The organism is Desulfonauticus submarinus, from assembly GCF_900104045.1.
GTDB classification, from domain to species: Bacteria; Desulfobacterota; Desulfovibrionia; order Desulfovibrionales; family Desulfonatronovibrionaceae; genus Desulfonauticus; species Desulfonauticus submarinus.
In genome coordinates this window covers 215045-235138 of the sequence record NZ_FNIN01000002.1, presented here as the reverse complement: position 1 = coordinate 235138, position 20094 = coordinate 215045, and the positions used below count along the sequence as shown (strand labels likewise).

Annotated in this window: 22 protein-coding genes; 18 read left to right on the top strand and 4 right to left on the bottom strand. The window is 33.3% G+C overall.

Annotated elements, in window-relative coordinates:
* Positions 1-4: 4 nt before the first annotated feature.
* From BLP60_RS03640 to cmk, 4 genes are all read left to right on the top strand, one after another.
* Positions 5-535: a pilus assembly protein PilP gene (locus BLP60_RS03640; protein ID WP_092063562.1), complete on the top strand. Its 531-nt coding sequence runs from the start codon at positions 5-7 to the stop codon at positions 533-535.
* Positions 535-2652: a type IV pilus secretin PilQ gene (locus BLP60_RS03635; protein ID WP_092063559.1), complete on the top strand. Its 2118-nt coding sequence runs from the start codon at positions 535-537 to the stop codon at positions 2650-2652. The genes BLP60_RS03640 and BLP60_RS03635 overlap by 1 nt, the downstream gene beginning before the upstream one ends.
* Before the next feature lie 88 nt (positions 2653-2740).
* A complete protein-coding gene (gene hisC / locus BLP60_RS03630; RefSeq protein ID WP_092063556.1) occupies positions 2741-3838 on the top strand; it encodes a histidinol-phosphate transaminase in 1098 nt (365 codons plus the stop codon).
* A complete protein-coding gene (gene cmk / locus BLP60_RS03625; RefSeq protein WP_092063553.1) occupies positions 3831-4511 on the top strand; it encodes a (d)CMP kinase in 681 nt (226 codons plus the stop codon). The genes hisC and cmk overlap by 8 nt, the downstream gene beginning before the upstream one ends.
* 11 nt (positions 4512-4522) lie before the next feature.
* Here cmk and mazG read toward each other — a convergent pair whose 3' ends face one another.
* The gene (gene mazG / locus BLP60_RS03620; protein ID WP_092063549.1) at positions 4523-5299 is read right to left on the bottom strand and encodes a nucleoside triphosphate pyrophosphohydrolase; all 777 of its coding nucleotides are present in this window, start codon (positions 5297-5299) and stop codon (positions 4523-4525) included.
* Positions 5299-5847: a CvpA family protein gene (locus BLP60_RS03615; protein WP_092063546.1), complete on the bottom strand. Its 549-nt coding sequence runs from the start codon at positions 5845-5847 to the stop codon at positions 5299-5301. The genes mazG and BLP60_RS03615 overlap by 1 nt, the downstream gene beginning before the upstream one ends.
* Positions 5848-6002: 155 nt before the next feature.
* Between BLP60_RS03615 and BLP60_RS03610 the strand changes: the two genes are divergently transcribed.
* The 13 genes from BLP60_RS03610 (at position 6003) to fliQ (ending at position 16448) form a co-directional block, all read left to right on the top strand.
* On the top strand, positions 6003-6359 hold the full coding sequence (locus tag BLP60_RS03610) for a hypothetical protein (RefSeq protein WP_092063543.1): 357 nt from the start codon (positions 6003-6005) through the stop codon (positions 6357-6359).
* Positions 6360-6431: 72 nt separating this feature from the next.
* Positions 6432-8909: a TIGR03960 family B12-binding radical SAM protein gene (locus BLP60_RS03605; RefSeq protein ID WP_092063540.1), complete on the top strand. Its 2478-nt coding sequence runs from the start codon at positions 6432-6434 to the stop codon at positions 8907-8909.
* Between the two features lie 3 nt (positions 8910-8912).
* Positions 8913-9848: a GTPase Era gene (gene era, locus BLP60_RS03600; RefSeq protein ID WP_092063537.1), complete on the top strand. Its 936-nt coding sequence runs from the start codon at positions 8913-8915 to the stop codon at positions 9846-9848.
* A gap of 21 nt (positions 9849-9869) precedes the next feature.
* Complete coding sequence (locus BLP60_RS03595; RefSeq protein ID WP_092063534.1) at positions 9870-10571, top strand: YggS family pyridoxal phosphate-dependent enzyme; 702 nt, start codon at positions 9870-9872, stop codon at positions 10569-10571.
* A 48-nt stretch (positions 10572-10619) separates the two neighbouring features.
* The gene (locus BLP60_RS03590) at positions 10620-11381 is read left to right on the top strand and encodes a flagellar motor protein (RefSeq protein WP_092063531.1); all 762 of its coding nucleotides are present in this window, start codon (positions 10620-10622) and stop codon (positions 11379-11381) included.
* Positions 11381-12205: an OmpA/MotB family protein gene (locus BLP60_RS03585; protein WP_092063528.1), complete on the top strand. Its 825-nt coding sequence runs from the start codon at positions 11381-11383 to the stop codon at positions 12203-12205. The genes BLP60_RS03590 and BLP60_RS03585 overlap by 1 nt, the downstream gene beginning before the upstream one ends.
* Positions 12205-12936 carry an OmpA/MotB family protein gene (locus tag BLP60_RS03580; RefSeq protein WP_092063525.1) on the top strand — a complete coding sequence of 244 codons (732 nt, stop codon included), beginning with the start codon at positions 12205-12207 and terminating at the stop codon, positions 12934-12936. The genes BLP60_RS03585 and BLP60_RS03580 overlap by 1 nt, the downstream gene beginning before the upstream one ends.
* Before the next feature lie 79 nt (positions 12937-13015).
* On the top strand, positions 13016-13471 hold the full coding sequence (locus BLP60_RS10770) for a flagellar basal body-associated FliL family protein (RefSeq protein WP_434963927.1): 456 nt from the start codon (positions 13016-13018) through the stop codon (positions 13469-13471).
* Positions 13472-14449 carry a flagellar motor switch protein FliM gene (gene fliM, locus BLP60_RS03570; RefSeq protein WP_092063522.1) on the top strand — a complete coding sequence of 326 codons (978 nt, stop codon included), beginning with the start codon at positions 13472-13474 and terminating at the stop codon, positions 14447-14449.
* Between the two features lie 11 nt (positions 14450-14460).
* Positions 14461-15045, top strand: coding sequence for a flagellar motor switch protein FliN (gene fliN / locus BLP60_RS03565; protein ID WP_092063519.1), 585 nt, complete (start codon positions 14461-14463; stop codon positions 15043-15045).
* Between the two features lie 33 nt (positions 15046-15078).
* Positions 15079-15429, top strand: coding sequence for a flagellar biosynthetic protein FliO (gene fliO / locus BLP60_RS03560; protein WP_092063517.1), 351 nt, complete (start codon positions 15079-15081; stop codon positions 15427-15429).
* On the top strand, positions 15371-16159 hold the full coding sequence (fliP, locus tag BLP60_RS03555; protein WP_234970942.1) for a flagellar type III secretion system pore protein FliP: 789 nt from the start codon (positions 15371-15373) through the stop codon (positions 16157-16159). The genes fliO and fliP overlap by 59 nt, the downstream gene beginning before the upstream one ends.
* 19 nt (positions 16160-16178) lie before the next feature.
* On the top strand, positions 16179-16448 hold the full coding sequence (fliQ, locus tag BLP60_RS03550) for a flagellar biosynthesis protein FliQ (RefSeq protein WP_092063515.1): 270 nt from the start codon (positions 16179-16181) through the stop codon (positions 16446-16448).
* A gap of 6 nt (positions 16449-16454) precedes the next feature.
* On the opposite strand, the gene rlmB is transcribed toward fliQ, so the two are convergent.
* Positions 16455-17183, bottom strand: coding sequence for a 23S rRNA (guanosine(2251)-2'-O)-methyltransferase RlmB (rlmB, locus tag BLP60_RS03545; RefSeq protein ID WP_092063512.1), 729 nt, complete (start codon positions 17181-17183; stop codon positions 16455-16457).
* A gap of 137 nt (positions 17184-17320) precedes the next feature.
* Here rlmB and BLP60_RS03540 point away from each other — a divergent pair, with 137 nt between their 5' ends.
* Positions 17321-18943 (top strand): LysM peptidoglycan-binding domain-containing protein, encoded by a 1623-nt coding sequence (locus tag BLP60_RS03540; RefSeq protein WP_092063508.1) that lies wholly within the window; start codon positions 17321-17323, stop codon positions 18941-18943.
* A 12-nt stretch (positions 18944-18955) separates the two neighbouring features.
* Here the strand turns inward: BLP60_RS03540 and BLP60_RS03535 are convergent, their stop codons facing one another.
* Complete coding sequence (locus BLP60_RS03535) at positions 18956-20092, bottom strand: hypothetical protein (RefSeq protein WP_092063505.1); 1137 nt, start codon at positions 20090-20092, stop codon at positions 18956-18958.
* Positions 20093-20094: the final 2 nt, after the last annotated feature.

Sequence of the window (20094 nt, the reverse complement as noted above, 5' to 3'; positions counted from 1 at the left end):
AAAGATGAATACAAAGATTTTTTTCTTTGGAATTATAATAATGAATTTATTGTGGAGTAATGTAGGGTTTACTAAAACAACTCCCAAGGTGGAAAAGCAATTGGAAGAAGAAGGGGAGAAGTTTATCAAAACTTTATCTAGTTTGCCAAAGTGGCTAAGACCTTCTGATTATAGATATACTACAAAGGGAAAACCAGATCCTTTTGTACCTTTTATTAATAAGGTTGTTTCTACTTCTAAGAAACGAAAAAAGGCTGGCTTAACTCCTTTGGAAAAAATAGAGGTGACTCAATTAAGAGTTGTTGGTATTCTGTGGGATCCAGATCATCCAGATAGGGCACGGGCAATGGTTGAATTGCCAGATGGAAAAGGTTTTATTTTAAAACCTGGTCTTGTGGTAGGTAGAAATGATGGTAAGGTGGTTAAAATTACCCCAGATAATGTTATTGTGGAGGAAGAAGTGGTAGATATTTTTGGTGAACTAAAAAAGAAACAAGTTGTTTTAAAACTTCACCCGAAAAAGGGGGAAGAATAATGGGTAAGAGAATTTTTGTTTATTTATTGGTAGTGCTTTTTGTTTTGGGTATGGGGTGTGCCTCTAAAAAGAATACCCCTAAAAAGGTAGATGTTAATAATTTAGAAACATCTCCTTTAAAAACAGAGATTAAGACAAAAGAAAAATCTGTTGATAGATTTAAAATAAGTATAAAGGATAAACGTACGACACTTCATATTCCAGGTCTTTTAAATATTAATATTACAACTGCAATGGATGGAAGTACCTTTGAGCTAAAGTTTTTGCCAGAGTATAAGAAGGTTCCATTACCCAACCCTTCTGGAGTTATAAAAGGTATTTTTTATAATCCTTCAGATGGAGATAAGGCTACATCTTTGCGGGTAGAGTTAAAGCAGCCTTGTCAATTTTTGTTATCTAGAGATAGAGTGAAGGGGGTTTTGGAGGTTACTTTTGTACCTTCTCAGGTAGCACAGACAGTTAATAAACAAAGTTCAGCAGTAAATAAGATTCAAAAGATAGATTTTTTAAAAAATAGAAAAGGAAATCTTATTATCTGTTTTGATACTCAAGTTCCTTTAAATTTGCTGCCCTTAAAAAGTGAAAAGAATAAGATGTTTATTAGGGTACTAGGGGTAAATGTTGTTTCAAATTATGAAAAAGTGTTTCGGTTGGACAAGTTTAATACCCCAATTAAAAGCGTATTCTTTCAAAATAAGGGAAGTGATTTAAATATTATGTTGTCAACGGCAGAGAGGGTCCCGTTTAATTTAGATATGATAGAAGGCAAATCTTCTTTGGTTTTCCTTACTTCTGATAATTTTAAGCGGGAACAGACTGCAGAAGAAAAAGAAAAATTGAAAAACGACTTTGAGGCTCAAAATGATTTGCCTGAGTTAAATACCATTTTACCAGGCATGAAGAAAAAGTATACAGGGAAGAAGATTTCTATTGATTTACAAGACGCTGATATAGAGCATGTATTAAGATTAATTACTTCAGTTACAGATTATAATTTAATTATTGATGATGACGTTACAGGGAAAATTTCTTTAAGATTATTTAATATTCCTTGGGATCAGGCTTTGGATTTAGTGTTGTTGCAAAAAAATTTGGGAATGGTTGTTCGTGGAAATATAATGCGGATTGCTACCCAAGAAAAGTTGCAGGCAGAAAGGGAAGCTTTACGACGTGCAAGGGAAGAGGCTCAAAAGGCAAAAGAGAGTATGAAAAAATTAGAGCCTCTAGTTAGAGAGTATATTCAAATAAATTATACTACAGCTGCGGAAATAGAACCAAAAATTAAGTCATTTCTCTCAGAGCGAGGTAAGGTAACTTCTGATTCAAGAACTAATCAACTTATTATAGAAGATACAGCATCTAATATTCAGCAAATTAAAGCAGTAATAGAAAAATTAGATAGACCCGAAAAACAGGTACTTATAGAGGCAAGGATAGTATATGCCACGGATGAATTTAAAAGAGCTCTTGGAGTAAAGTGGGGAGCTCAAAATCCTGGAGAAAATTTTGGTCAAAATAATGCTTACTATAAACAATATGGTGTTACAACATTGAATTATCCTGCAAATGCCCCTGCTTCTACTATTACATTTACAGGAGAATTAGCTAAAATTGCAGGTAAGGATCTTTTTACATTGGATGCTGAATTAAAACTGGCTGAAACACAGAATTTAGCCAAAACTATTTCTTCTCCTCGTATTGTAACCTTAAATAATCAAGCTGCAGAGATTACTCAAGGAACAAAAATTGCCGTAACTGCAGAATCAGAAAGTGGTGGGACAACAGTTGAATATAAAGATGCAATTCTAAAATTAAGTGTCACTCCTCAAATTACACCAGACAATAAAATCGTGTTATCTTTGGATATATCTGATGACACTCCAGTACCTGGCGGAGGGGGAGATATAGAGACAAAAACGGCAAAAACTAAGTTAATAGTGAATGATGGAGAAACTATTGTGATTGGTGGAGTTAGAAAGATTTCTACTACAGAAGCCCAAGATAGAGTTCCTGGATTGCATAAAATTCCTTTATTGGGGTGGTTATTTAAAAATGATTATAAGGCTGTGACTAAACAAGAGCTTTTAATTTTTATAAGACCAAAGATTTTAGAGTAATTATTTTCTTGCTAGCTTTTAATAAGTTTTTTAAAGCTCCCTTAAAATGTTTTAAGGGAGCTTTTTTTATAATGAGGAGGAGTTATTTATGCAGCAGTTCATTCAAAAACATCTTCTGGATTTTAAGGCCTATGAACCTGGATTGAGTATATCGGAAATAAAGGGAAAATATGGTCTTGGAAAGATTATCAAGATGGCAAGCAATGAAAATCCTTTAGGAGTTTCTCCTTGTGTTTTACAAGTTTTAAACAAATATAGTGCCTATAGTTTTCGCTATCCTCAAAGTGGCAATTTGTCGCTAAGAAAAGAATTAGCTAATTTTTTAAAAGTTCCTGAAAAGAATATTATAGTTGGTAATGGTTCTGATGAAATTATAGATATATTAATCCGTTTATTGGTAGATCCAGAAAAAGATGAGATCTTAACTTTTAAACCGTGTTTTAGTATTTATAAAACTCAGGCCAAATTGCAAAAAATTCGTATAAAGCAGGTATCTTTGAACGAGGATTTTAGTTTTAATTTTGATAAACTAAGCCAAAGCATTACTTCTAATACTAAGCTAATATTTATTACTAATCCAGATAATCCTTCAGGATATGCAGTAAAAAAAGATATTTTAAAAGAATTTATAGAGAATCTTCCCCAAGGGTGTTTTTTAGTCTTAGATGAAGCTTATATTGACTTTGCGGACCCTTTAGAGGATTATTCTTTTATAAATGAATTTTTGCTTTATCCTCAGGTTATTTTTTTAAGAACTTTTTCTAAATTATTTGGCTTAGCTGGTTTAAGGTTAGGGTATGCTGTAGCTAATGAAGATATTGCAGATTATTTTTGGAGAGTTCGGTTGCCTTTTAGTGTAAATATTTTAGCTGAAAAGGCAGGGATTGCAGCACTCAAAGACAGTTTTTTTTATTCTAAGACCAGAGAAGTTGTTTTGCAGGGTAGAGAATATTTAAGCTCAGCTCTTAAAAAAATGGGATGTGAAGTATTTCCTTCGCAGGCTAATTTTATTCTTTTTAAACCACCTTATGAGGCGAATGAGCTTTTTAACCTTTTGTTACAGAGAGGCATTATTATAAGAACTCTCAGTTCCTATGGTTTAAATGATTTTCTTAGAGTTAGTGTAGGCACTGAAGATGAAAATAATTTTTTTCTTCAAGTTTTGAAGGAGATTTTAAATGTCTAAACATATAATTCTCACTTTAGATGGACCAGCAGGAGTTGGTAAGACTACTATGGCTAGAAAATTAGCTGATTATCTAAAGATAGCCTATTTGGATACAGGAGCAATGTTTAGGGGGATAGCTTATTTGCTTGGGCAAGAAGCTTTGCATTATTCAGATACAACTTTACAGACAAAACTTTTAGAATTTAAATTTGATTTAAAGAAAGACTCCAAGGACAATAAATTTGTTTTAAGTTTAAATAATAGAAAATTAGGACCAGAAATTAGAACAGAAGAAGTTGGCATGTTAGCTTCAGCTTTGGCTACTAAAGGAGTTGTGCGAGAATTTTTAAAACAAGCTCAAAGAGAGATAGGTAAAAGATTTTCGTTAGTAGCTGAAGGAAGAGATATGGGAACTGTGGTTTTTAAAGATGCTTCTCTGAAGTTTTTTCTAGATGCTACTCCTGAGGAAAGAGCAAGGAGAAGATTAGCACAATTAAAAATGCAGGGTATAGAGGTAGATTATAAGAAAATACTTGAACAGATAATTGCTAGAGATAGGCAGGATAGAACCAGAAAAATAGCTCCATTATGTCCAGCGCAAGATGCAATTATTATAGATACAACGGATTTGAGCCTTGAAGATGTTTTTAATGCCTTAAAAAAGCATTTATCTGATTTTGGTTTGGTTTAAAAACATAAATTTTATACTTCTTTTTTAGCCTTTTCCCAGAGTTGATTTAGTTCCTCTGTAGACAAAGAGTCTAAATTTAGGTTGTATTGTTTAGCAAGCTCTTCCATTTTTTTATATCTAAGAAGAAATTTTTGATTTGCTCGATGTAACGCTGTATTTGGTTTTATATTGTGTCTTCTAGCGTATTCAGTTAACGTAAAAAGATAATCCCCGAACTCTTCTTCCATTTTAGATAGAGCTTGTTCGTTTTTAGCCTTTAACCACTCCTTCCATTCTTCTTCAAGTTTTTGTTCTTGGCTTTTATTGTCTGGCCAAGTAAAACCAATGCGTGCTGCTTTGGAATTAATACGGTATGCTTTTAAAAGAGGAGGAAGATTTTTGGGAATGGAGTCAAAAATAGATCGAGATTGTTTCTTTTTATCTAATTCTTGTTTTTTGATTTTTTCCCACATGGAAAGTAATTCGTTTATGTCTTTAATTTTTTTGTTTCCAAAGACATGGGGGTGTCTGCCGATCATTTTAGCTGCAGAGAGATTTAAGACTTCATCTAAACTCAGCTTATCTTGATATAACTGAATAATAAATAAAAGAAGAAAAAATACGTCTCCTAGTTCTTCTTTTACGTCTTCTATTTTATTTTCTTGGATTGCCTCTACTAATTCAAAACATTCCTCTATGAGATAGTCACATAGGCTTTGAGGAGTCTGTTCTTTGTCCCATGGGCACCCATTAGGTCCTAGGAGAGTAGAGATTACTTCTTTTATTTTATGTAAACCTGCTGTGCTCATTAATTATTCTCCAATTTTGGAAGGAGTGTTTTCCTCCATTTTCTTTCCCAAAAAAGTTTCTTTCGTTCAAAATTATTTTTTAGTTCTTCAGGTAAAAGTTCACTTAAAGAGGTGCTAGCTTGGTGAATGTAAGGGGCTAATTTTGATTCTTTAAGTACTGGAGCGTTGGTAGGCAAAAAAGAGGTCATTATCATTAACATAATAGAACAGAGAATAATGGCTTTTAATAATCCTAAGCTCCCCCCAGCAATTCTATCAAACCAACCTAAAAAGGCCATTTTAAGGATATGTTTTAAAATGGTGGAGATGATATATACGCCAAGCATTACTCCTAAAAGAACAACAAAATAACTAATTACATTGGTCCAAGAAGAAGGAGGTAATATCTTTTCTACATAAGGCAAGACATCTTGCCAGTATTTATTGGCAAGAAAAAATCCTAAGAACAAAGCAACAAGGGAAGAGACTTCTTGCACAAGTCCTCTATAAATACCTCTTAATAGAAAAAAAGTGATTATTATTATAAAAACTATGTCTAAAAAGTTCATTGTGTTTCCTCCCCTATTTTTTCTGTGATAATTTTTACAAGATTTTTGTTTTTTTACTCCATTAAGTTTCTTGACACTACCTTAAAGCCTAATTAACTTCAATAAATTATTTTTTGAGATGTAGCTCAAAAAAAATATTTATTAAGGAGTTTAAAATGGCGTATGAGGTTAAGTTAGTAAAGCTTATAAATGGAGATATGGTTTTAGCAAAATGGGATGAAGAGAAAAAACAACTCAAAGACCCTGCTACTTTGCAAATGGTTCCAACTCAAACAGGAGTTCAAATGATGCTTTTACCTTTTGGGTATCCTTTTGACTCTGAGTTAACAGGTGAGATAGATGGAAAGCATATTTTATATGAATATAAAAGTGTTCCAGAAGAGTTAAAAACAAAGTATTTAGAGGCTTCTAGTAATTTGACATTATCTACTCCTTCAGATTTAAAAGATTTATCTAATTTGGCTGGGCCTGGAGGGAAGATTACAGATTTATCTGGTTTTTTAAAGAAATAAATACTAATTAAACTTGGGAAAAGCAAAAAAGGCAGGCCCAGGTCTGCCTTTTTTGCTTTTTAGAGAAAGATTGTGAAGCAATATCTTAAATTTTTTAAAAGACCTACACATTATTTAGGTACAGAACCTAATTCTTATCATAAGGATTTAGAGCAAGTAAAAGTCCATGTGGGCTTAGCATTTCCTGATCTCTATGAAGTGGGAATGTCTTATTATGGACATAAGATTTTGTATCAAGAGATCAATTCAAGAAAAGAGTTTTATGCAGAAAGAGTTTTTGCCCCTAGTTTTGAGGTAGCAGATATTTTAAGAAAATATAACACTCCTCTTTGTACTTTAGAATCAGATACCCCTCTTACTCAATTAGATGTTCTTGGTTTTAGTCTCACTAATGAACTAGCATATACTACTTGTTTATATATTCTTGACTTAGCTAATATTCCTTTTTGGTCCTCAAAAAGGGACGATGATTATCCTCTTGTTGTTGCTGGTGGGGGAGTAACTTTTAATGCTGAACCTGTAGCACCTTTTTTTGACATTATGTTTTTGGGTGACGGAGAGGGATTAATTTTAGATTTTTTAAACTTATTTAGATTGGCTAAGGAACAAGGTCTTAGTAAAGAGGAGTTTTTATTTTCTTTAAAAGGTAAACAAGGCATTTATATCCCGAGTTTTTTTAAGATAAATAAAAAGTATAGGGGATATACTATTTCTCCTGTGTATAAAGATTATACTCAAGTTAATAAGTATATCTTCCCAGACTTAAATCAAATTGAAATACCTACTAAACCTATTTTACCATTTGGCAAGCCTGTGCATGACCGATTGACATTGGAAATTGCAAGAGGGTGTACTAGAGGATGTAGATTTTGTCATGCTGGTTTTATTTATCGTCCTGTGAGAGAACGAACTGTAGATGGAATTTTAAATGCGTTATACAAAGGGCTTAGAGATACAGGCTATGAAGAGCTTTCTTTTTTATCCTTAAGTACTGGAGATTTTTCTAAGTTACCTTCATTATTTTGTAAAAGTATCAAGTTTTTGCTTGATAACCAAGTGGCAATTTCTTTGCCTTCTCTTAGGGTAGGATCTGTAGCTGAAAAATTAATGGAAATGATGTCAAGAATTCGAAGGACAGGTATAACTTTAGCCCCAGAAGCAGGTACACAGCGTTTGCGGGATGTGATTAATAAAAATATTACAGAAGAGGAAATTTTAAATTATACAGAAAAAATTTTTTCTTTAGGTTGGCAGCAAGTAAAGCTTTATTTTATGTTGGGATTACCCACAGAGACTAAAGAAGACTTGAAAGGAATTTATGATTTGTGTGTAAAAATTCTACAGACAGCTTCAAGCAAAAGAGTAAGATTAACTGCCTCTGTGTCCTTGTTTGTACCTAAAGCCCATACTCCTTTCCAATGGTGTAGACAGCTTAGTCTTTTAGAATTACAAGAGCGGGTTAATTTTTTACGTTCTTTATTTAAACAAAACCGCCGAATGCAACTAAAATGGCATAATCCTTATATGAGTATTTTAGAAGGAGTTTTTTCTAGAGGAGGGCGGGAGTTAGCTGAGGTTTTAGTTAAAGCTTACTTTAAAGGGGAAGTTTTTTCTAATTGGGATGATTTTCTATGTTTTTCTAATTGGGAAGAAATTTTTAAGGATTGTGGTATAGAAATTTCTGAATATTTGAGAGATAGGGATTTGTCCGAAACTTTACCTTGGGACCACCTAACTTGTGGTGTTAGTAAAAAATTTTTAAGCAAGGAATACCAAAAGGCATTAAAAGCAAAAACTACTCTAGATTGTAGGTTTGAGAACTGTACTGGATGTGGAGTTTGTGATTTTAAGAATAAAACCGTTTTACCTATTTTAAATGAGCAAGAAAAGAGCGTTCCTATTTTAAACGTTGTTTCCCCGTCTAAAAAAAGTAAATGTATTCAGTGGAGAATTTGGTTTACTAAGACCAAAGAGTCTGCTTATTTGAGTCAGCTGGAATTGCAGCGTTTATTTGAAAGAATATTTAGGAGATTAGATATACCTCTTAGCTTTTCCCAAGGGTTTCATCCTGCTCCATTAATGTCTTTTGGTAGGGCGCTGCCTGTAGGTATAGAGAGTTTAGAAGAATGTTTTCAGCTTTATTTATTTAAAAAAATAGAAATTTTTTCATTAGAAAAGATTAACTCTTTTTTGCCAAATGGTCTTCAGTTTTTTAAAATAGAGCCTATTCCTTTAAAAACAAAAATACCTTTATCTATTGCAGAGGACTTTGAGGTGCAATTAGAAGATAAAAACAGAGTTATGGTAGAAAAAAAATTGCAAACTTTTAAAAAGGCAGATGTCTTTTTAATTCAAAAAAGAGGAAAAAAAAGGATTCAAGAATATAATCTTAAGAAAGTAGTGAAAAGTATAAAGTTGGAGAGAAATAAATTAAAAATTCTCTTAAATTGGGAAGCGTTTTATTTGAGTCCGTTGTTTATTTTTGATAAGATTTTAGGTAATATCCAAGATGTAAAAATTTTAAAGTTAAAACAGTATTTTAAGGAGTAAGTAATGGAAGATAAGTATAATAATGAAGATTTTAAATCTGGGATAGTTGCTTTAATAGGTCCTCCTAATGCGGGAAAATCAACTTTTTTAAACTCAATCATAGGGGAAAAGATTGCAATTGTAAGTCCCAAACCTCAAACTACGCGGAATCAAATTACAGGTATTTTTACAAAAGAAAACTTTCAAATAGTGTTTATTGATACTCCAGGTATCCATCAACATAAAGGAAAGTTAAATAACTTTTTATTAAAATCAGCATTTGCTGGCTTAGATGCATCAGATGTAGTGGTTTTAATGTTAGACGGCCACTTATATGTAAAAAAAGAGTATCTTATTAAAAAAGAAGTAAGTTTTATTGTAGAAAGACTTAGTAAAATTGATAAGCCAATTTTAGTGGTGATAAATAAAATAGACAAAATAAAGAATAAAAATTTACTTCTTCCTTTAACTGAAGAGGTTTTAAAATTTTTGCCAGGTAAAGATATTTTTTATGTTTCTGCATTAACAGGAGATGGGTGTATTGAAGTAATTAAAAAGATAGTAGAATTGCTTCCCTATGGACCAATGTTATATCCAGAAGATCAAATTTCCACGGCTCCGCTTCGTTTTTTGGCTGCTGAGTTAATTAGAGAAAAATTGTTTTTATATTTACAAAAAGAACTTCCTTATTCTGTCGCTGTTAACATAGATGATTGGCAAGAAGATGAAGATTTAGTTCGTATTTTAGCTACTATTTATGTTAGCAGAGAATCTCATAAACCTATTGTAATAGGTAATAAGGGGAGAATGTTAAAAAAGGTTGGTACAGAGGCAAGGCAAGAGTTAGAAGACATGCTTTCTAAAAAGGTGTTCTTAGATCTTTGGGTTAAAGTAAAACCCAAATGGACAGAAAATACAGGTTTTTTAATGTCTTTGGGATTAGGACAAGACAATTTTTAAATTCTTTGTAGAGGTGTAGCGGTGGAACAAGCTCGTAAACAAGTATTAAAAGATAACTTTTTAAAATTAATAGAAGAAATTCAAGAGGCATGTATAGATTGTCATCGTTCTCCCGAAGAGGTGCAATTAATCGCAGTTTCTAAAAAACATTTAGCTGAAGATATTAAATTTTTAGCTCAATTAGGGCAAAAGTCTTTTGGAGAAAACTATGTTCAAGAGGCACTTGCTAAACAGAAAGAATTATCTAAACTTTCTTTAGACTGGCATTTTATAGGAGCATTACAGACTAATAAAGCTAAATTTGTGGTAGGTAATTTTTCTTTAATTCATAGTATAGATAGATTGAAGTTGGCTCAGGCACTAAATAAAAAAGCCTTAGATAAAAAAATAGTGCAAGATGTTTTAGTTCAGGTAAATATAGGGAAAGAACCTCAAAAAGCAGGAGTATTACCTGAGGATTTAGAAGCATTAGTAGAAAATATTTTAAAATTACCAAGTATTTGCTTAAAAGGGTTTATGACTCTTCCACCCTATACCCAAGATAGGAATAAGATGAGAAATTATTTTTCTATGCTTAGAAAATGGAAGGAAAAGATGGAACAAGCTTTTGGAAAACAATTTCCCCATCTTTCTATGGGCATGACTTTAGATTTTAAAGAAGCGATTTATGAAGGCGCTACTTTAATTAGAGTAGGAACTAGAATTTTTGGTCCCAGACCATAAAGTTAATAATTGAAAAATCCGAAGAAAAGATAAGGGGATCAATACGTTATGGATTTAGCAACTATTGTTGGTATAGTATTATCTTTCGGTTTAGTGGCTGGGGCTATTGTTACAGGTGGTAGCCCAATGATATTTGTTAATGTTCCGTCTATGTTAATTGTTATAGGTGGGACGATTGGGGCTACTTTAGTAAATTATCCTCTAGGTCATGTGTTAGGGGTTATGGGGGTTATTAAAAATACTTTTTTTGCAAAAGGAGATAATCCTACCCAAGTTATAGAACGTTTTATTGATTATGCCAATAGAGCAAGAAGAGAAGGCATTTTAGCTTTAGAGCCTTTAATTAAAGAGGTACAGGATCCTTTTTTGCAAAAAGGCTTACAACTTACAGTGGATGGGTTGGAACCACAGACAATTCAAGAGATTTTAGAGACTGAAATATCTTATATGGAAGAGAGACATGAACTTGGTTCAGAGATATTAAGCATAATGGGAGCATTTGCTCCGGCCATGGGAATGATAGGTACAGTTATTGGTCTTGTGCAGATGCTTCAAAATATGAATGATCCAAGCAGTATTGGTCCATCTATGGCTGTAGCTTTGATCACTACTTTTTACGGCGCTATCTTGGCTAATTTGGTATTTAATCCAATGGCAGGTAAACTTAAAACTAGAAGTAAAGAAGAACGACTTATTAAGGAAATGATATTAGAGGGCATATTGTCAATTTCTAAAGGAGAGAATCCTAGAATTGTAGAAGATAAATTAAATAGTTTTATTCCTCCAAAAATGCGTAAGCAATCAGAATAATGAGTAAAAAAGAAAAAGAAACTAAAGAAGAAGGCATGCCTGCATGGTTAGTTACCTTTTCAGATATGATGACCTTGTTGCTCACTTTTTTTGTCTTATTGCTTTCTATGGCGTCATTAAAAGACGAGAGAAAAGTGAAAAGAGCATTAGGGGCTTTAGCTGGCTCTTTTGGTTTAGGACCTACAGGCATTGTTCCATTAAATAAAGATAAGGGTAAAAGTGCTGCAGAGCCAGGGCCGTTTGAGGGAATTAAGGATTTTCAGGCGATTAAACCATTATTGTGGGATGAGAAGAATAGAGATTTAAACTTAATGTCTAATAGATTTCTACAGGTTTTAGAACTTGGAACGGATATATTATTTTCCCCTGGGAGCGCTGAGTTGACAGCAGAGGGAAAACAATTACTAAATAAAATTATAAAGATTTTAAAAAATATAGAATATCCTATTGAATTAAGAGGTCATGTTGGAAGTTTAAGAGATGAATTTGGCCCTGAGTATCTTAAAATGCAGGCAAAATCTAAACTGGATTTGTCTTGGAAGTTGTCTTTAGCGCGTACCTTAGCTGTGTATAAATATTTTTTAAGTTCTGGTATTGATCCTAAAAAATTAAGGATAGAAGCTTTTGGGCGTTTTAGACCCCGTTATTCTAATATGACAGCTCAAGGAAGAAAGCAAAATAGAAGGGTAGAACTTGTTTTAGATAAAAGGATAAAGTCCTGGGCAAGTGAAGAACTTGCTAGATATAAGTTAAAAGGTAAAGTAAAAAAAGATAAATTTATTTATAAAGATTTTATTTTTGATCTTAATGGTCCGAAGGAATAATGGGCAAACGAAAAAAAAGCAAAGGAGGAGGGGGACCACCAAAAGATGGGTGGTTGGTGACTTTTTCAGATTTAGTCACTTTGCTTTTAACTTTTTTTGTTTTGCTTTTATCCATGTCTAGTTTAGATAATAGTGTAGTAAAAGATGTTGTATCTGTATTTACTCAGAGTACAGGTTTTTTGGGTGCTTCTTCGAATGTTAAAATAGAAGATAGATTTAAGCTTTTAAAAGATATTTTGCAAAAACCATGGGAGATTTTAGATAAACAGCAAAGGATTATTGATTTGTTGTTCCCTGATGAGGTGTTGCCTCCTGAGATAACTAAAAGTACTTTGCAAAAAAATTTAGAAATTTTGAAAAGGCCAGAAGGAGTGGCCCTAGTTTTGCATGACGGTATATTGTTTAAGCCAGGTGCGTATCAATTGTTGCCAGCTGCTAAAGAGCTTTTAAAGCAGATAGCAATTTTAATTTCCATTTGGCCTGCACCTGTAAATATAGCTGGTTATACAGATAATTTAAAAAGCAGAAAAATGGACAATTATACTCTTTCTTCTTTACGTGCTCTTGCTGTGTTAGAGTTTTTAAGAGAGCAACATATTGCTCCAGAGCGGTTTTCTGTTTCAGCGTACGGTCCAAATTTTCCTATTGCAGATAATAAAACTCCAGAAGGAAGAAAAAGGAATAGGCGTGTAGAGATTTTATTAAAGATTAATGGATATCACTATTTATAATAGGGGATGGTTAAATGGCTAAAAAGAAAAAAACAGAAGAAAAAGAAGAAAAAATAGAAAAAAAAGGTGGAAAGTTGAAGTGGATTATAATTGGAGTGGTGGTTTTGGCTTTGCTTGGAGGGGGGGGTTTTTTGCTTATAAGTATTTTTTAAGTCCAAAGGAGAATAAAGAGCAAGTTCAAAATGGAACTAAACAGGAAGAGAAACAAGAAGAAGCAAAACAGGAAGAGGGGCCCACAGAGATATATACGTTGCCTTCTTTTATTGTGAATTTGGCAGACCCTTTAGGCAGAAGGTATTTAAAGTTAAGTATGGATGTAGAATTAAAAAATAAAAAAGTTGTGGAGGAAATGGAAAAAAAATTGCCTCAAATAAAAGATGCCATTATTCTTCTTTTATCGAGTAAAACTTTTGCAGATATTAGTACAGTAAAGGGGAAGTTAGAACTAAAAAACGAGATAGTTTCAAGGATGACTCAAATATTGGGTCAAGGTAAAGTCTTAAGGGTTTATTTTACAGAATTGGTGGTCCAATAAATGAACAAGATATTAAGTCAGGATGAAGTAGATGCCTTGTTAAGAGGCCTTACTGGTGGAGAGATAGAAGCAGAAACAGATGTCCCTGAAGATGATTCAGGAGTAGTGCCTTTTGATCTTTCTAATCAAGATAGAATTATTCGGGGACGAATGCCTGTTTTAGAAATTATAAATGATAGATTTGCTCGTTTATCTAGTAATGCTTTGGCCAATGCGATGCGCAAAAGAGTGGATGTAAATCCTGTTTCTATAGATATGAGTAAATTTGGTGATTTTATGCGCTCTCTACCTGTACCGACAAGTATTAATATTTTTAAAATAGAACCTCTTCGGGGAAATGCTATTTTAGTTGTGGATACAAGGTTAGTTTTTGCTTTAGTAGAAAGTTTTTTTGGAGGCTCTGGAAGTCAACCAAAAGTGGAGGGCAGAGATTTTACCCCAATAGAACAAGCAATTATTAAAAAGGTGGTAAAAATTTTATTGGCTAACATGGAATCCTCTTGGCAACCAGTGCATGAAGTTAAAATTGAATATGTTCGTTCAGAAATAAATCCACAATTTGCTGCTATTGTCCCGCCTAGTGATGTTGTAGTGGTAATAAGTTTTGAAGTGGAATTGGATAATGCCATTGGTTCCTTAATCGTTTGTTTGCCGTATGCTACTATTGAACCAATTCGCTCTAAACTATATGCAGCTTATCAGTCTGAGAGGCTAGAAGTTGACCATGCTTGGATTTCTAGGTTTAAAGAAAGACTGATGGAAGTCCCTGTAGAGTTTAAGGTTACGCTAGGAAAAACCCAAATAACTGGCAGACAGTTGCTGAATTTAGAGGTAGGAGACGTGTTACTTTTGGATACAGATGAAGGCGATTTATTACCTGGTTATGTTCAAGGAGTTTTAAAGTTTCATGGGCTTCCTGGCTATGTTAAGGGGAATAAAGCTTATCAGGTAATAAAAGAAGAAGAACCTCACTTTTAGGAGATATAAATATGACTGATGATCAAGAAAAATTAGCAGAAGAATGGGCAAAAGCCTTAGAAGATGGGGGAGAAGATTTACTTGAAGAATCTTCTGCTGAGGAGTCTAACCAAGCTGCACCTACAGAAGCTAAAGAAAATACTCAACAGGAAGAAAACAAAGAGGCAGAGCCTAAAGATGAAGAGGCTTTAGCCGATGAGTGGGCAAAAGCTTTGGCAGCAGAAGAGGCTAATAAAGTAGAAGAAGAAAAAAAACAAAAAACATTAGCCGCACAGAGTAAGACTGCTCAATTCAAAGATTTGACAGAGGAGGCTAAAAAAGCCCCACCAGGAACCAAGAGAGAGTTAGAATTTATTTTAGATATTCCGCTTACAGTAACTGCCCAACTGGGTAGTACCCAATTGCTTATTAATGAGCTTTTACAATTAGGGCAGGGATCGGTAATAGAATTAAATAAACTAGCAGGAGAGCCGTTGGAAATTTTAGTAAATGGGAAATTGGTAGCACGAGGAGAGGCTGTTGTTATTAATGAAAAGTTTGGAGTTAGGTTGACAGATATAATTAGCCCAATTGAGAGGATTAAACAGCTTGGTTAGACAACCTATTAAAAAATATACCTAGTAACTACTATGTCTAATGCAACTTTTGCTTCTCCCCAAATGAGTTTAGGTGTGGCCACTTTAAAGATGGCAGGCGCATTATTTTTTCTTTTAGCTTTTATTTTACTTTTATATTATCTTTTACGTCGTTTTGGTCCCAAGTCTATTTTTAAATCTCAAAGTCATGGAGAATTAGAAGTACTTTGTTCTATTCCAGTAAATCCTAAAAAATCTCTTTTAATGGTCCGCTTCTTGAATAAAAAGGTTTTGATTGGTGTTAGTGAAAACACCATGACTTTTTTAAGTGAGGTAGAAGTGGATCATGATAAAGATGAGGACTTTGGTAAGGTATTGGAACAAGAACAAAATTCTTGTTCTTAATTTATTTTTCTTTATTTTTCTTCCCACAGTTCTTTGGGCAGCAGAAGGACCAACATTACCAACTATCACTTTAAAATTAGCAGCAGGCCAAACAGAACCTGAAAAGGTTTCTGTCTTGCTAGAAATACTGTTTCTTTTGACAGTTTTGTCCTTAGCTCCTGCCATTATTTTGACTTTAACTTCTTTTACTCGCATTATTGTAGTATTTTCTTTTTTAAGACATGCTCTTGGAACACAACAAATGCCTCCCAATCAAGTTTTAATCGCTTTGGCTATTTTTATGACAGCTGCCATTATGGCTCCTGTAGGCAAACAAATAAATGAGAGTGCGCTTCAACCCTATCTTCATGAAGAAATAGGCTATAAAGAGGCTTTAAAAAGAGCAGAGCAACCTTTACGTGCTTTTTTATTTAAACATACAAGAGAAAAAGATCTCTCCATTTTTTATGCAATTACAGGCCTGAAGCGACCTGAAACTAAAGAAGATGTGCCAACACTTCTTCTTTTGCCTGCCTATATGATAAGCGAGTTAAAGACTGGATTTGAAATAGGATTTCTTATTTATATTCCTTTTCTTATTTTAGATATGGTTGTGGCAAGTATTTTACTTTCCATGGGTATGATGATGTTGCCACCTATTATGATTTCTTTGCCTTTTAAGATTCTTCTTTTTGTAATGGTTGATGGCTGGAATTTGCTAGTGGGATCTTTGGTTAATAGTTTTTATTAAATGTCTAAAGGAGAAAAAAATGACTCCAGAATTTATTGTAGGTTTTGCCAGACAGTCTATAGAGCTTACGCTTTTTATCTCTTTGCCTATGTTAGGAGTAGGGCTTATTGTTGGTGTGTTTGTTTCTGTAATTCAGGCTGCTACTCAACTTCAAGAGATGACCTTGTCGATTATACCTAAAATTATTTCAATTTTTTTGGTTTTGTTGGTTAGCTTTCCTTGGATAATGGATAAAATGATAACATTTACTAGAGATTTACTTTTAAATCTTCCAAATTATATTCATTAATTTTGATTAAATAAATGAGTTTTGTCTTAAAAATTCGCCCATTAAAATCGCACCTGCTTGAGATACATTAAGAGACTCAAATTTTCCAAGCATAGGAATAGTAAGTTTTGTGTCACATCGTTTTAATACTCCAGGTCTAATTCCTTTTTCTTCATTACCCAAGACTAAAATAGCTGGGAAATTTAAATTTAAAACAAAGGGATTTTCTCCTTTGCGAGGCACAGTTGCATATACATGGTATCCATATTGTTTCCCAAGCTCTAAGGTGCGGGCCAAATTGGTGACTTTAGCGATCTTGGCTTTGAATACTGCTCCTGCAGAGCTTTTTTCCACTCCTGTTCCCAAAAAAGCACTTCTATCTTTAGGAAGGATTATTCCCCCACCTCCTAAGGCCACTAAGGTTCTTATTATACTTCCAACATTTTGAGGGTCTTGAACGCAATCTAAAGCTAAAATAAGAGGGAATTTACTGTTTAAGGTAAAGTTAAATATGTTTTCTACAGATAAAAAATTTACTAAGTTTAGTCTTGCAATAATACCCTGATGATTGCCAGGAAAAAATTTATTTAAATCTTCTTGGGTTATAAACTTATAAGGAATATTCTTTTTTTTACATAGAGTTAAGATTTTCCCTATATGTTTCTTATTTTTAGCTAAGTAAACCCTATCAATTTGGGGAGATTGTTTTTGAAGTTCTTCAAAGACAGGTTTTTGCCCTACAAGTAAAGATGACATTTTGACCTCTATTTTTAATAGACCCAAAATATCCGAAAAACATCCACTTGCCAAGGGCTTTTGTTTTTACTAGCTAGAGGCAAGGATTAGCGAGTTAAAGTAGAGCCTAAGGTAAATTTAGGTTCAAAGGAGTTTACATGCGTTTTTGTTTTTGGATACTAATGTTTTTTTTAATTTTTATAAGTGCTTGTTCTAAGCTGCATCTTAAAACACAGAATAATATTCCTGTGGAGATGAAATCTTGTTCTGTTGATAACATTGAGAAAAGCAATAATGCTACAGAGTTAAAGCAGAGTGTCGAAGAAACCTTGCCAGAAGGTGCTGAAATAGTAGAAGATACGGAGATAAAAGAATATCCTGAAGATACTAAGTTGTCTCCTAAAGAAGAAGAATTACTAAAAAAACCAGATGCATTGAATTTCCAATTAGATATTTATGAGACCAAGGAATTAAAGCTTTATTTTAAATACTACACAACTACCCATAGGAAAACTTTTATTAGATGGCTTGAACGAGGCCAAAAGTATCTTCCTTTTGTGCGTAAGGTTTTTAAAGAGCAAGGATTGCCAGAGGATTTAATCTTTTTGCCTTTTGCAGAAAGTGGATATAATCCGTGGGCTTATTCTAGAGCTGGAGCAGCAGGAATGTGGCAGTTTATGCCAAAAACTGCTCGTAAATATGGACTTAGAGTTGATTGGTGGATAGATGAAAGAAGAGATCCTTTTAAATCCACTTATGCAGCAGCTAAGATGTTAAAAGATCTTTATAAACGATTTGGGGACTGGTATCTTGCTTTAGCTGCTTATAATGCTGGTCCTGGGAAAATTTGTAAAGCCATTAGAAGAAGTAAGCAGGATGACTTTTTTGCTATATGTAAAAAAAATAGGCGTTATTTAAGGAGAGAGACACGGCACTATGTTCCAAAATTTTTAGCAATCTTAAAGATTGTGCAAAATTTAGAAGAACTTGGCTTTCCTCGCTTAAAATTTGAGGAAGATCCTGTTTTAGCTCAAATAGAAGTTACTCCAAGGATGGATTTGTTAGCGTTAAGTAATTATTTAGGCTTAAGTTGGCATGATTTTAGACAATTAAATCCAGCTATTAGGAGAATGGTTGCTCCTCCTGATAGAAGAATAAAGGTATATTTACCAAAAGATAAAGTAGATTTGGCCCAGAAGTTTATAAAAGAGTGTAAAAAGATATATGCGGGAATTTTAAGATATAAAGTGAGAATAGGAGATTCATGGTGGCGTATTTCTAGAAGATATGGAGTACCTATTTCTGTTTTAAAAAAGGTGAATGGAACTTATTCTAATATATTGAGACCGGGTAAAATTATAATTATTCCTAAGAGTGGCCAGAAAGAATATTTTTCTAGATATACGATAGTAAGAAAAGAAGCTTTAAAAAGAGCAAACTATATTGTGCAACAAGGTGATAGTCTGTGGACAATTGCTAGAAGATTTGGAATTAGTGTAAAAACACTTAAAAAAGCAAATGGTTTGGTAAGCTCAAAACTTCAAATAGGGCAAAAGTTATATATCCCTGATATGGGGATTAAAAAAACTAGGTTAGTGAAAAAATCGGCCAAGGAATTTTTTCAAGGCCAGTTGGTATGGTATAGAGTGAGAAGAGGAGATAATTTGTGGATTATTGCCAAAAGATTTGGAGTAAGTTTAAAACAAATTTTAAAGTGGAATGATTTGGGTGCTGATCAAATTTTAAGGCCAGGCAAAACTTTGAAAATTTATGTGCCTTAGTTTTTAAAAATATTAAGTTTCTTCTGTATAAAAAAGTACTGCTTTGATGTCTTGAGCTTCTTCTAAATTCCCACCAAGAGCAGAAGCAAGTATCCCAAAGGTTGCCATTATTTTGCCAAAATGAAAAATAGGCAAATTGTTTTTTATTCCAGCCCAACCAATAAGTATTTTTTGGGGTAAGAGATAAATAATAGTCGTTGATATAAGAAAAAGATTAAGCCAAAAAATTGTAATCCCCATAAATAGTGTTCCAAATAGTACCAGTTTTGAACGAACAGCCTGTTCTTTTATCCTCTCAGACTTAGCTACTTTGTGTAAGTTTTGTCCAAAGTATAGAGAAAGGGTTGCTGCTAAAAGTATTATACCTATTCCAATATTTAGCCAAAATGGACATATGGCTGCCCCCATTTCCCAAGCTTCTGCACTTAAAAATAAAAAAATTATTGATACAGCTGTGGCAACAGTAAACTTGCCTAGACGGAGCATCATAAGCCAGGAACGGAAAAGCAAAATATCTCTTAAAATAGATATTCCTTCTCTTTTAAGAACATGCAAATAAAAGAGGAATGTGCTTAATTTCAGGCCTTTTGATGTTTCTTCTAATCGAGGATCTGCAATATCTTTAAGATAACTTAGGATGTGCTTTTTCTCTTCTTTGTTCCAAGATAGTTTGTGTGCTTTTGTCCATATATGATGAGGCTGCATAACTGAATTTGAGTTATGTTCTAAGCCCCATAAATGTCCTAATACATGCTTACATAAAGCCAAAAGACCATGTACTTGTTTGTTTGTATCTTCCTCTATGATGCTTGCCATACTAATTACAGCAGTCTCTAACATATTAGATGGCACAGCATTTACTATTTGGTTAAAGCGAGACTTAAGAGGCAAGCTTGTAAATACAAGAGCGAAGTCAAGATTATATTCTAATTTAAGAGATGCTCCAAATTCTAAAAGTTCTAAGGGATCAAGGGGAATAGATGTAGGAAAGTCTTTTCTTTTTAAAAAAGAAAAAACCCATTTAAATTGAGGAAAGTTCTTTTTTAGTTGTTTTTGAAGGTGTCTGATGATTTTTTGAAGTAAGGTATTAAATTCTCTTGTCTCGCTTTCATCTACAATGATTCCTATAGTAAGATAGTTAGATGGCATAT